A 12,428-nucleotide genomic window follows, 5' to 3' on the forward strand; every position below is an offset into this window, starting at 1 on the left:
TCGGAAGCGTCGTCAGGTTCCTGGGTTGAAGTGTTGGAGCACCAGTTGCTGCAAGGCGCGCAGGGCCTGCCCGGCAAGCGGCAAGGTGCCGTGATCGAAGCGCACTTCTGCACGGCCGCCGAGGCGATCGGCGGCGGCCGCCACATTGGCCGGCGTGTCGATCGCCAGGTCCATCAGCACGACGGGCATGCGCGTCTTCAGTCCGTCCTTGTCGTCACCTTCGATGGCAATGCGTCCGCCGCTGCGGTCGCCCAGCGCGGCGGACGGCAGGCGGTTGACGGCGTTGGGCATGTCCAGCTGCAGGCGGGCCGTGCGATCGACGTGACCGTCCTCGGCCAGCCTCACCTGGATCTGCTTCAGCTGCGAGCGCACCAGCGCCGCATCCTGCTGCGGCAGCGCAACCCGCACCACCATCGGCTCGTGGGTCAGCAGGTGGCCGATCGAATCGCCCCGGGTGTGGAAACTGCCCACCAGCTCGGCCTGGTGCGGCATCACGACGATGCCATCGGCACCGGCACGGATCTGCAGGTGCGCGATCTTCTCGTCGATGCGGGCGACCTCCGCCTGAGCGACGGCGAGCTGCTCGCGCAGCGCCGGGGCCCGCAGCGGTGCGTTGGTGACGGCGTCGAACAACTGCACGTCCAGCTCGACGGCCTTGCTGGCGGCATGCGCGCGGGCGGCATCGAGCAGCTCATCGCCCATCACCACGAGCAGGTCGCCGGCCTTCACGCGCTGGCCGTCGGCCGCGGCGAAACGGGTGATGAAGCCGTCCGACTCGGCGCGGATCTGCGCGCCATCGGGCAGCCAGACGATGCCTTCGGCGCGCGTGCCGAAGGGCACGGGCACCAGCACCAGGGCAGCCACCAGCACGGCCAGCAGCGCCGCGCCGCGCAGGAAGGGATGGCCGCTGCCATCGGAGCCGGCGTCACGCAGGCTGGACCACAGCGCCCGCAGGGGATCGAGCACGACGGACGCCAGCATGACCACGCCGACCACGATGCCCAGCAAGGTCGAGATGCGCCCGACCAGCATCGCGATGCCGATCGACAGGCCCATGCGGTACAGCCAGGAAAGCGGTGCATAGGCGACCAGCCACGGCAGTTCGCCCGGTAACGGGACGAACGGGTGCTGGGGCCGCCGGCCGAGCAGCTTCGCGCTCAGCAGCAGTTGCCACCACCGGCCGCTGCGCGTGGCGAGGTTGCGCAGGTCGAAGACATCGCAGAAGAAGAAATAGCCGTCGAAGCGCAGCAAGGGGTTGCCATTCGTCAGCAAGGTGGACGCGCCGCCGATGAGCATCACGATGAAGGCCAAGTCGCGCACCAGGCCAGGCTGGACCGCGAGCCACACGCCCATGGCCAGCGCGGCGAACAGCAGCTCGGCCATGATGCCGGCGGCGCTGACGATCGCGCGTTGGTAGCGATGGCGGAAACCATCCGCGGCCGATGCGTTGACGAAGGGCACCGGCGACAGTAGGAAGAGCGTGACGCCCGCCTGCCGCACGCTGCCGCCCCAGCGCCGGATCGCCAGGCCGTGCGCGAGTTCGTGGGCGGCCTTGATGAACGGGTACATCAGCCAGGTCATGAACACATAGCGCGGCGAGCTGAGGACCTTGTTCGCATCGCTCGCCAGCTCGCCCCAATGCAAGGCGACCGCCAGCAGCGCGACGCCAACCACAATCAGCCAGACCAGCAGCGCCCCCTGGGAGAACAGCAGCGGTGTGACACGCCGGAAGCGATCGAGCAGCCAGCTCGGGTCGCCCAGCGGCAGGCGGAACGCGAGCGGGTTCACGCCCTGGCGACGCGCGCGGCCCTGGCGGGTCTTCTGCGCGTGAAAGATGGATTCGACGTCGGGCGTCACGTCGGTCTGCAGCAGGCCGCGCTCATGCAGTTGGATCAGCAGTTGCACGACCTCGTCCTGCGTCATCGAATCCTCGGGCCGCGCCGCCAGCAGTTCGGCCCAGATCTGCTGCACAGTCAGCCGCCCGTCGCAGCGGCCAACGAACTGGTAGGCCATGCCGTTGAGCCGCTGCATGCGCTCGCTACCCGGCTCGTACAGCAGGTACCAGGGCTCACCGCGCTGGATCTGGCGCTTGAATTCGACGTGGCTGCGCAGGCTCGGGCGCAGGTCCTGCACCCGATACCAGCGGTTACTGAAAAGCGGCTGTTCCATTGCCGCCCTCCTTTCTCAGCCGACCCACGCCCACGTGGACATGCGAAGCCAGTCGACGGCACGGTGCAACCAGGCCCATGCCAGCGTACGCCGCCCGACTTCGATCTTGGCAATGCCTTCGAGGCCGGGGCGGATCCGAGCGGCGTCGCCGGTGACCTCGGTCTCGACGTCGAACACATTGGCGCCATCCACGGCATGCGCGATCGGCGCAATGCGGGTGACGCGCACCGGGAGCGCGTCCCACGGCAGCGCGGACAGCGACAGCCGGCCGGGCTGGCCGACGCGCACGTCGCCGATGTCGCGCTCGTCGATCTCGATCGTCACGCGACGGCTGTCGCCCGGGGCCAGCACAATCAACACCTTGCCGCGCTGCACCGGTGCGCCCAGGCTTTGGGTGAGATCACCTTCCATCACGACGCCGTCGAAGGGCGCCGTGATCCGCGCCCGCTGCAGCTGCGCTTCGACCAGGCCCAGGTTGGCACGCGCCTCGTCGGCCTTGGCCAGCGCAATCATCATCGCGGCGCGATCGGAGCCGGCCAGCGCCGTCGCATAGGCGTTGTCCTGCTGGGCCTGCTCGCCTTGCCATTTGCGCTGCTCGAGCAGCAGGTCCTGGTCCGCGAGTTCGACCAGCAACTGGTCCTTCTTGACGCGATCACCCGGCCGAACGGAGACCGCCTTCAGAAATCCATCGGCCGGCGTGACCAAGGCACGCTGCGATTCGCCTTCTATACGCGCCTTGCCGCCGACGCGGTAGCTCACCGGCACCAGGGTCAGCAGTCCCAGCACGATCACGCCGGAGACCAGCCCGATGCGCCACTTGTTGCCGTCCGCCGAATTCAGCCGCTGCCAGCCGCGGCGCAGGCGCCGGCTGACGCGCAACGTCCACGGCGCGTCGCGCAGGTGCATGAGATGAAGCACGGGGCCGACCAGGCTGACGACATGCTCGAGTTCCTCGACCAGTTGTTCAAGCCCGGAAATCGGCGTGGCCCATTCGAGCGTGACCGCGCCGACGCCTTCGCCCAGATGAACGATGGGCACGGTGGCGATCGCGCCGTCGCCAGGGCGGGGAACACGGCTGTGGGCGAGACGGATGGCGGAAACCGGCGTCGCGCCGACCGGCAGATAGAGGCTCAGGCCTTGTTCGATGGCCTCGTCCATCGCCGCAGTCAGCGGAGCGAAGCCCTGGCCGCCCAGATCCTGGTCGCCGCCATGCGAGACCGCACGCAGACGGACATCCCGTCCATTCACGAAGCCGACGGATACACGCGAACAACCGAGCGCAGTGGCCAATTCGCTCGCAAATGCCGTCGACGCCGCGGCGCATCCCCCATGCGACAGCACCACGGCCTGCAACTCAAGTGCTAGCTTGACGTCGAGACGAAGAGTGCGTCCCACCGCCACAGGCTCCAACGATTCCTGCGCATCCTGCAACGGAGCCCCCGCCGCTTCCGCGCGGCGGGCGACAAGCGAAAGGCCCAGTGTCTGCGAGGTTGGAGTCAAGGGGTCTTTGGCACGGCAATAGTTTGAATTACTAGTACCGCTCGCCATGAATATGGGATTTTCTTTATGTGTACCACTTCGGTTAAATCGACGCTAGGTGTCGCTCGAAAACCGCAGTCGTTCGAATTGCGCACGGGTCGCCACTGGTTTTATGAAATTCCGTGGCGAACAGCAAGGCCGAAAGCCGCAGGCCAATGCGCGAGCCGCACCAGCTAGGCCGATGAGCGTTTTTCAGTACACCATGGCCCCATAGCCGTCGAGATGAAGTCAGTAAGTCAATTGTCCGATTTATGACATTGCACTCCGCCATTGCGCGCGGCAGAAGGTCGACTGTCTCAAGCCCGTGACGGGCAAACCCGATGCGTCGCGCAAAAGCCGCGATTTAGATCCCCACTCCTACCTTTCCGGTTCCACGACTGTGGGATGGCTTCCCCATTCCAAATCGTTCAACCTCCGGTCGGGTTGGCCGCACACCCCTACGTTCCCCACTCGAATGGGGGGGTAGTCATTCTTAAAAGCGATGACCTTCCGTTGTTTGATCAAAATAATCTTATTGTTCATTTTGTTCATTTACGGGACACTACTACGCACGAGAGGCAGTCGAACGCGACCTCTTGGTCAGGCATGACAGGGAGGAACCCATGCAGACAGCTTCGGTGAAACAAGACAGCCCTTCAGAGGCCTCGCCCCGCGACCCGGGGCTCGGCGATCACGCAGCAGGTTTGTCCGTCGCGGATGCAAGCCTGATCGAGCGCGCGCTGCGATGGACAGCGGGCTTTGCCGGCTGGTCAGCGGCGGGCATTGCAGAACTGGTGGCAAGCGCCAAGCTGAAACGCCACGCGCGCGGCAAGTCCTTCGTCTGCGGCGCCGATTGCAGCCCGGAATCGCTGCTGGTGGTCTCCGGCTACTTGGTGGTTTCCTGCGTCCGTGAAGGGCTCGACGGAACGGAAAGCCTTTCACCGCTGGAAATCGTCGGGCCCGGCCGCTTGATGGGCGGGATGACCCTCTTCGACTCCGGGGCCGAAGATGTCCGCTTCCACTATCGCGCCATGGAGGACGCCGTTCTTGTGCGTCTGCCAGTGCCCCAACTGGTCAGACTGCTGGACGCTCAGCCGCGCTTGTGGAAAGACATGGCACGCATGGTGTTGAAGAACCAGCGCGCTTCGCTCTCGAATCTTCTGGATCACCTGACAGGTCAGTTGCACGAGCGGCTGGCCGCCACGATCGATCAATTGGCCACGCAGCACGGCGTACCCGCAGGCGCGGGAGTGAAGTTCAGATTCAGGCTGACGCAGAGCGACCTGGCAGCCATGCTTCAGGTCACGCGGCAGACCACCAACAAGGGCCTGGCCTGGCTTCATCAATCCGGCGTCATTTCGCCGGACTACAACTCGATCACCGTGCTGAATCGCCAAGAACTCCAGCGCATCGCTGGCAAGGGGCAGCGCGCGCAGCCGCAGCTCTAGGCTTGCCGTGCGCAGGCACGGTTGCCCTCAAGTTAAAAAACTCTCGACAAAGAAAAACGGGTTACCGCATCTCTGCGGTAACCCGTTAATTTCATTCACATAAATTGGTCGGAGCGGCGGGATTCGAACTCGCGACCCTCTGCTCCCAAAGCAGATGCGCTACCAGGCTGCGCTACGCTCCGACGAAACCGAGATTCTAGCCTGAATTTCGGCGCACTCTCAGCATCAGATGTCGCATCGCGTCGATGCGACATCCATTGAACCCTGGCACACAGCCCTCATCTGCAAGCCGATGACACTTTGCCCCGCTCCTTCGTGTGCGAAGGCTTTGTGTCAGAATCATTCCGTATCCCATGCCAGCACCGTCTGGCGCTCGTCGAAGCGCATCGACATCGATCCCCCATTCGTCATAACGCTTCGCCCCGTCCAAGGACACCCCATGAGCAGCGAACTGATCAAACACACTTCCGACGCGTCTTTCGACACTGACGTGATCAATGCCGGCAAGCCGGTGCTGGTCGACTACTGGGCCGAATGGTGCGGTCCCTGCAAGATGATTGCCCCGATCCTGGACGAAGTGTCGGCCAGCTACGGTGACCGCCTGCAGGTCGCAAAGATGAACGTGGACGAGAACCGCGCCGTGCCGGCCAAGTACGGCATTCGCGGCATTCCGACGCTGATGCTGTTCAAGGACGGCCAACTGGCCGCCACGAAAGTTGGCGCTCTGTCGAAGGCCCAGTTGACGGCCTTCCTCGACCAGCACCTATAATTCCTCTCAACGCTGTCGCGGCGCCTCCCGAATCGGAGGACGCCGCGGTAGCGCCAAATGCCAACGTGCATGCACCGCCACCGCGGATCGACGTGCACGGACTCGGCCCCCAAGCCCCCGTTTTTCTGCAGTGTGCGCCGCGCGATTTTGCGGACTGGCACGAGCGCTTGCGGCCCGCCGAAGTAGCTACTGATCGCCGACCCTGGGCAGGGCCTGCGACCTTCCCACCACGGGTGTTCACCCATGCATCTTTCCGAACTCAAAGCACTCCACGTATCCGCCCTCATCAAGATGGGCGAGGAACTGGAGATCGAGAACGTCGCCCGCCTGCGCAAGCAGGAACTGATGTTCGCGATCATGAAAAAGCGGGCCAAGGCCGGCGAACAGGTCTTCGGTGACGGTGTGCTGGAGGTCCTGCCCGACGGCTTCGGCTTCCTGCGCTCGATCGAAGCCAGCTACATGGCCTCGACGGACGACATCTACCTGTCGCCCAGCCAGATTCGCCGCTTCAATCTCCATACCGGCGACATGATCGAAGGCGAAGTGCGCGTGCCCAAGGACGGCGAGCGCTACTTTGCTCTGGTGAAGGTGGACCGCGTCAACGACGCGACGCCGGAAGAGAGCAAGCACAAGATCATGTTCGAGAACCTGACGCCCTTGTTCCCCAAGGAGCAGTTCAAGCTCGAGCGCGAGGTGCGTACCGACGAGAACATCACCGGCCGCATCATCGACCTGACCGCGCCCATCGGCAAAGGTCAGCGCGCACTGATCGTCGCGCAGCCCAAGACCGGTAAGACCGAGATGATGAAGAGCATCGCGCACGCGCTGGTCGCCAATCATCCCGACTGCCACCTGATCGTGCTGCTCGTCGACGAGCGTCCTGAAGAAGTGACCGAGATGCTGCGCACCGTGCGCGGCGAGGTCATCAGCTCGACCTTCGACGAGCCCGCCGCCCGCCACGTGCAGGTCGCCGAGATGGTGATCGAGCGCGCCAAGCGCCTCGTGGAGATGAAGAAGGACGTGATCATCCTGCTGGACTCGATCACCCGCCTGGCGCGCGCCTACAACAACGTGCTGCCCAGCTCCGGAAAGGTGCTGACCGGCGGCGTGGACGCCAACGCGCTGCAGCGCCCGAAGCGCTTCTTCGGCGCCGCGCGCAACGTGGAAGAAGGCGGCTCGCTGACGATCATCGGCACGGCTCTGGTGGACACCGGCTCCAAGATGGACGAAGTGATCTACGAGGAATTCAAGGGCACCGGCAACTGCGAGATCCACCTGGACCGTCGCATGGCCGAGAAGCGCGTCTACCCGTCGATCCTGATCAACAAGTCCGGCACGCGCCGCGAAGAGCTGCTGCTGAAGCCTGAGATCCTGCAAAAGAGCTGGATCCTGCGAAAGCTGCTGTACAACATGGACGAGATCGAGGCGATGGAGTTCATCCTCGACAAGATGAAGGCGTCGAAGAACAACCTCGACTTCTTCGACATGATGCGGCGCGGCGGCTAACAGGCACGCGCTTCGTCAGGACGCCGGGCTAGCCCGGCGTTGTCGTTTGTGGCTATAATCCGCGATTCCCTAAGCAGGAAAGTGCGCGGCATCAGGTTGCAGCGTGGCTCCCGGCACTGCTGGCACCGCCAAAGAGAGAGCTCCATGAAGGAAGGCATCCACCCCAACTACCGCGAAGTTGTCTTCGTGGACCTGTCCAACGGTTTCCAGTTCGTGAGCCGTTCGACCATCCAGACCAAGGAAACCGTCGAGTTCAATGGCAAGACGATGCCCCTGGTGAAGCTGGAAACGACCAGCGAATCTCACCCGTTCTACACCGGCACGCAAAAGTCGGTCGACAACCTGGGTGGCCGCGTCGAGAAGTTCCGCAACAAGTTTGCCCAGTTCAAGAAGTAAATCCTTTCAGGATTTGCCAAAGGAAAAGCCCCGCACCGCGGGGCTTTCCTGTTTCTGGTGCGGCATGATGCCGTCCGGCCTCCAATCAATCCAAGAAGACGCGTGAATCTCCCGACCCCCGCCATCGTCGCCGAGCGTGGCGCGCAGCGTCTGCCTCGCTGGGCCCTGCTGGCCTTCTGCGCCGCCTATGTGATGCCCGGCCTGTTCGGCCGCGACCCATGGCGCAATGCCGACCTGAGCGCCTTCGGCTTCATGGCGAGCATTGCCTCGGGTCATGCATCGTGGTGGCAGCCGGCGATCGCCGGCATCCCGGCCGAGGGTGCGCCCCTGCCCTACTGGATCGGCGCGCTCGCGATCAAGGCCATGCCCTTCTTCGACGCGGCCTTCGCTGCGCGCCTGCCCTACGCGCTGGTGCTGGTGCTGGTGTTGGTGCTGACCTGGTACAGCAGCTTCCATCTGGCCCGCACCGAGGCGGCACAGCCGGTGGCCTTCGCGTTCGGTGGCGAGGCGCATTCGATCGACTACGCGCGAGCCCTCGCGGACGGCGCACTGCTGGCGCTGATCGCCTCGCTGGGCCTCTTGCGGCTTGGGCACGAGACGACGCCCGAACTGCTGCAACTGCTGTCCGTCACGCTCTACCTCTACGGGCTCGCCGCCGCACCATTCCGCGCGGCCAAGTCGCGCTGGGCGCTGATCGCCTCGCTGCCAATGCTGGCGGCCAGCGGCGCCCCGGCCGTCTCGCTGGCGCTGACCTTGTTGGGCGCCGTGCTGTGCCGCCGCTCCAGCTACGAGCAAGTGCGCAATGTTGCCTGGTGGCTGCTCGCGTCCGGCCTGCTGTCTGCCGCCAGCGCCTGGGCCTTCAAGGCCTGGGCCTGGCGCGTCAACTTCAGCGACGGCGCCGCCCTGCCGGTCGAGATGCTGAGCCTGCTGGGCTGGTTCTGCTGGCCGGCCTGGCCGCTGGCAGTCTGGACGGTATGGCGCTGGCGCCAGCACTGGCAGCGCCGCCACATCCTCGCGCCTTCGGTCATCGTGCTGGTCCCCATCGCCACCAGCCTGCTGATGAATGCGCAGGACGCCGCCCTGCTGCTGACGCTGCCGCCAATGGCCGTGCTGGCGGCGTTCGCCCTGCCCACGCTCAGGCGCGGCATCGCCGCCGCCGTCGACTGGTATTCGGTGTTCTTCTTCAGCGGCTGCGCGATCTTCGTCTGGCTCTATTACGTCTCGATGCAGCTCGGCTGGCCGGCGCAGCCGCTCGCCAATGTGCGGCGGCTCTACGTCGGCTTCGAGCCCAGCTTCAACCCCTTCGCGCTGGTGCTGGCCCTGGCGGCTACGGCGGCCTGGCTGGCGCTCGTACGCTGGCGCACCGCGCGCAACCGGCATGCATTCTGGAAGAGCCTGGCCATGGCAGCCGGCGGCGTGGCGCTGTGCTGGCTGCTGGCCATGACCTTGTGGCTGCCGATCGCGAACTACGTGCGCAGCAACGGCCCGCTCGTCGAGCACCTGCGCCCCTACCTGCCGCCGCAAGGCTCGGCGGAGTGCGTCGCTGCGCCGGGGCAGGCCCTGTCCACACTGGCGGCGCTGGAGTTCCAGGGCCATTGGCACATGCAGGCGAATGAGCCGCTGGCGCAGAGCGCATGCCGTTACGCGGTTCAGAGCGGACTGACGACCGTGCCGGAAGGCTGGGAGCAGATCGCCACCGTACGCCGGCCGTCGGATCGCGTGCAGAGCTGGGTTGTACTGCGCCGGCGCTGAGCCGCCGCCGGTCACTGCTGGATCAGTCTGCCGCGGCGGCGACGCCGACGGCGATGCTGCTCGCAGCCTCGGCGCCTATGGCGTTGTCGCTGGCCTGGCGGATGCGGGACGCCGGCAGGACCAGCTTGAACTTCGAGCCCTTGCCCGGCTCGCTTTCGACCTGCAGCTGCCCGCCGTGGCGCTGCAGCACGTGCTTGACGATGGACAGACCCAGGCCCGTGCCGCCGGTCTCGCGCGAGCGGCTGCCGTCCACGCGGTAGAAGCGCTCGGTCAGCCGCGGAATGTGCTCCCGCGCAATGCCCACGCCGGTATCGCAGACGCTCAGCTCGCCCACGCCGTCCGGCAGCTGGCGCCAAGTCACGTCGATCTCGCCGCCGGCCGGCGTGTAGCGCACGGCGTTGGTCACCAGGTTCGCCACCGCGCTGAGCAGTTCGGGCTCCGCGCCGGCCAGTTCGGCGCGCGTGCTGGCTTGCACCCTGATCGCATGCTTGCCGCCGGACAGCGCATTGGCGTCCGACGCCACGCGCTTGAGCAGCGCATCCAGCGCAACCCAGTGGTCGGCCGCCGGGCGGCGGCCGCCTTCGAGCTGTGCCAGCGTCAGCAGATCGCTGACCAGCGTCTGCATGCGTTGCGTCTGCTGGCCCATCAGCTGCAGCACACGGCGACGCTCGGCCTCGGACAGCGGCAGCGAGCTCATCGTCTCGATGAATCCGGACAGCACCGTCAGCGGCGTGCGGATCTCGTGCGAGACGTTGGCCACGAAGTCACGGCGCATCCCGTCGGCCCGCTCGCGTTCGGTGATGTCCTGCGACAGCACCAACTTCATGCCGTCGCCATAGCCTCTGACGACGACGGACAACGTGCCCGCGCCACGCACGTTTGGCAGCACCAGCGGCTCGGTGAATTGACCCGCCTGCAGATAGCCGACGAAGCCCGGTGAGCGGACCAAGTTGGTGATGCGCTGGCGCAGGTCACGCCGGGCATCCAGAGCAAAGTGCTCGGCCCCGACTTGGTTACACCAGTGAATGTGGTCCTGCTCGTCCAGCATCAGCACGCCGTTCGGCGAGGCTTCGATGGCCGAAAGAAATTGCGCGAGTTGAAGGCGCTCGCGGGTGATCGTCCGGTCGCGTTCGCGAACGGCCTTCTCGATCCGGTAACCAAGCTCGCCGAACAGGCCCGTGTCGCGCGGCGCCGCGCCGTCCTGCCCGCTGTTCAGCCACTTCAGCAACTGATGGCCACGCAGGCTGTCGACGATGGCGACAAGAGCCACGCCACTCACCGCCGTCGCCAACAGCGCAAGGTAAGGCCGGCCGAAGGCAGCCTCCACCCAAGCGCCCATAGCCACCGCCACCACCGCAGCGGCCACGGCATAGACGATACGTGGCGGGAGCCAGCTCAGCGATTCCTTCATCGGCAATGTCGAAAGAAGAAGGTGAAACGCCGCCTCAGGCCGAGATCGCGCTGAGCTGCTGCGTCAGCCGATAGCCGGCGCCGCGCACCGTCTCGATCATGCGGGCGCACTGGACCTTGTCCAGCGCTTCACGCAGGCGTTTGACGTGCACGTCGACCGTGCGCTCTTCGATGAAGACGTGGTCGCCCCAGACGCGATCCAGCAGTTGCGAGCGGGCATGCACGCGCTCCGGATGCGTCATCAAGAAATGCAGCAGGCGGAACTCGGTCGGGCCCAGCTTCAGCTCGACACCATCGCGGCTCACGCGGTGCGTCGTCGGATTCAGTGTCAGAGCACCCACCTCGACGACAGCGTCCAGCGCATCGGGCGCCTTGCGGCGCAGCACCGCACGGATGCGGGCCAGCAGCTCATTGGTCGAGAAGGGCTTGGTCAGGTAGTCGTCCGCACCGGCGTCGAGGCCCGACACCTTGTCGGTTTCCTCCGCGCGGGCCGTCAGCATGATGATCGGCAACTCCTTGGTACGCGAGGCGCTGCGCCACTGGCGCGCCAGCGCCAGGCCCGACTGGCCGGGCAGCATCCAGTCGAGCAGCACCAGGTCGGGCAGCACGCGGTCGACCTCGTCTTGCGCGGCGACGGCGGTGGCGGCCATGGCCACCTCGAAGCCAGCGTGGCGCAGGTTGATCGAGATCAGCTCCGCGATCGCGGCTTCGTCTTCGACAACGAGGATTCGGCTCATGCCCATCTCAGCGCACCATCGTTTCTGCCGCTTCCGGCGTGTTGTGGCGGACGTCCGTGCCCTTGACCACGTAGATGATCACTTCGGCCAGGTTCTTCGCGTGGTCACCGACGCGCTCGATCGCCTTGGCGACGAACACGAGGTCGATGGCCGCGGAGATCGTGCGCGGGTCTTCCATCATGTAGGTGATCAGCTTGCGCATCAGGCCGTCGAATTCCTTGTCGATCTCGTCGTCCTGCTTCAGCACTTCCAGCGCGCGGTCGACGTCCAGGCGGGCGAAGGCGTCGAGCGCCTTGCGCAGCTGAGCGGTCGCGAGCTGGGCCTCGAAGGTCAGGTCGGAGATCGGCAAGCGGCTGGAGACGCCGGCGTCGATCAGGCGCTGCACGGTGCGTGCAATGCGGGCCGCCTCGTCGCCGACGCGCTCCAGGTTGGCGATGGTCTTCGAGATGGCGATCAGCAGGCGCAGGTCGCGCGCGGTCGGCTGGCGGCGCGCGATGATGCTGTGCAGCTCGCGGTCGATCTCGACCTCCATGCCGTTGACTCTTTCCTCGGTCTTCAGCACGATGCTGGCGGCCTCGGTGCTGAAGGTCGTGAGCGCCTGCACGGCCTGGGCCACCTGGGCTTCGACCATGCCGCCCATCTCCAGCACGCGGGTGGAGATGCCGCTCAGCTCGGCATCGAATTGGGTGGAGAGATGCTTGTCGGTCATTGTTGTGCTCCCCT

General features: G+C 65.7%; 10 protein-coding genes and 1 tRNA gene. 5 read left to right on the forward strand and 6 right to left on the reverse strand.

Annotated features, from left to right (window positions below):
• Window positions 1–12: 12 nt before the first annotated feature.
• Window positions 13–2,169: a PqqD family peptide modification chaperone gene (locus SNE35_RS19000; protein ID WP_320424554.1), complete on the reverse strand. Its 2,157-nt coding sequence runs from the start codon at window positions 2,167–2,169 to the stop codon at window positions 13–15.
• Between the two features lie 15 nt (window positions 2,170–2,184).
• Entirely contained in the window at window positions 2,185–3,669 is a 1,485-nt protein-coding gene (locus SNE35_RS19005; protein WP_320424555.1) for an HlyD family efflux transporter periplasmic adaptor subunit, read from the reverse strand.
• Window positions 3,670–4,310: 641 nt separating this feature from the next.
• Here SNE35_RS19005 and SNE35_RS19010 point away from each other — a divergent pair.
• Window positions 4,311–5,135 carry a Crp/Fnr family transcriptional regulator gene (locus tag SNE35_RS19010; protein ID WP_320424556.1) on the forward strand — a complete coding sequence of 275 codons (825 nt, stop codon included), beginning with the start codon at window positions 4,311–4,313 and terminating at the stop codon, window positions 5,133–5,135.
• Window positions 5,136–5,240: 105 nt separating this feature from the next.
• Here the strand turns inward: SNE35_RS19010 and SNE35_RS19015 are convergent.
• Window positions 5,241–5,317, reverse strand: a tRNA-Pro gene (locus SNE35_RS19015).
• 257 nt (window positions 5,318–5,574) lie between these two features.
• On the opposite strand from SNE35_RS19015, the gene trxA reads away from it, so the two are divergent.
• The 4 genes from trxA (at window position 5,575) to SNE35_RS19035 (ending at window position 9,558) form a co-directional block, all read left to right on the forward strand.
• Complete coding sequence (gene trxA / locus SNE35_RS19020; protein WP_320424557.1) at window positions 5,575–5,904, forward strand: thioredoxin TrxA; 330 nt, start codon at window positions 5,575–5,577, stop codon at window positions 5,902–5,904.
• 243 nt (window positions 5,905–6,147) lie between these two features.
• Complete coding sequence (rho, locus tag SNE35_RS19025) at window positions 6,148–7,410, forward strand: transcription termination factor Rho (RefSeq protein ID WP_320424558.1); 1,263 nt, start codon at window positions 6,148–6,150, stop codon at window positions 7,408–7,410.
• A 144-nt stretch (window positions 7,411–7,554) separates the two neighbouring features.
• A complete protein-coding gene (locus SNE35_RS19030) occupies window positions 7,555–7,806 on the forward strand; it encodes a type B 50S ribosomal protein L31 (RefSeq protein ID WP_320424559.1) in 252 nt (83 codons plus the stop codon).
• A 102-nt stretch (window positions 7,807–7,908) separates the two neighbouring features.
• On the forward strand, window positions 7,909–9,558 hold the full coding sequence (locus SNE35_RS19035; RefSeq protein WP_320424560.1) for a hypothetical protein: 1,650 nt from the start codon (window positions 7,909–7,911) through the stop codon (window positions 9,556–9,558).
• A 22-nt stretch (window positions 9,559–9,580) separates the two neighbouring features.
• Here SNE35_RS19035 and phoR read toward each other — a convergent pair whose 3' ends face one another.
• Genes phoR through phoU form a run of 3 tightly spaced genes read right to left on the reverse strand, consistent with a single transcriptional unit; the run spans window position 9,581 to window position 12,414 of the window.
• The gene (gene phoR / locus SNE35_RS19040; RefSeq protein ID WP_320424561.1) at window positions 9,581–10,969 is read right to left on the reverse strand and encodes a phosphate regulon sensor histidine kinase PhoR; all 1,389 of its coding nucleotides are present in this window, start codon (window positions 10,967–10,969) and stop codon (window positions 9,581–9,583) included.
• Window positions 10,970–11,003: 34 nt separating this feature from the next.
• Complete coding sequence (gene phoB, locus SNE35_RS19045; RefSeq protein WP_320424562.1) at window positions 11,004–11,705, reverse strand: phosphate regulon transcriptional regulator PhoB; 702 nt, start codon at window positions 11,703–11,705, stop codon at window positions 11,004–11,006.
• Window positions 11,706–11,712: 7 nt separating this feature from the next.
• A complete protein-coding gene (gene phoU / locus SNE35_RS19050; RefSeq protein ID WP_320424563.1) occupies window positions 11,713–12,414 on the reverse strand; it encodes a phosphate signaling complex protein PhoU in 702 nt (233 codons plus the stop codon).
• Window positions 12,415–12,428 lie beyond the last annotated feature (14 nt).

This window comes from Roseateles agri, from assembly GCF_034043675.1.
Taxonomy (GTDB): domain Bacteria; phylum Pseudomonadota; class Gammaproteobacteria; order Burkholderiales; family Burkholderiaceae_C; genus KK5.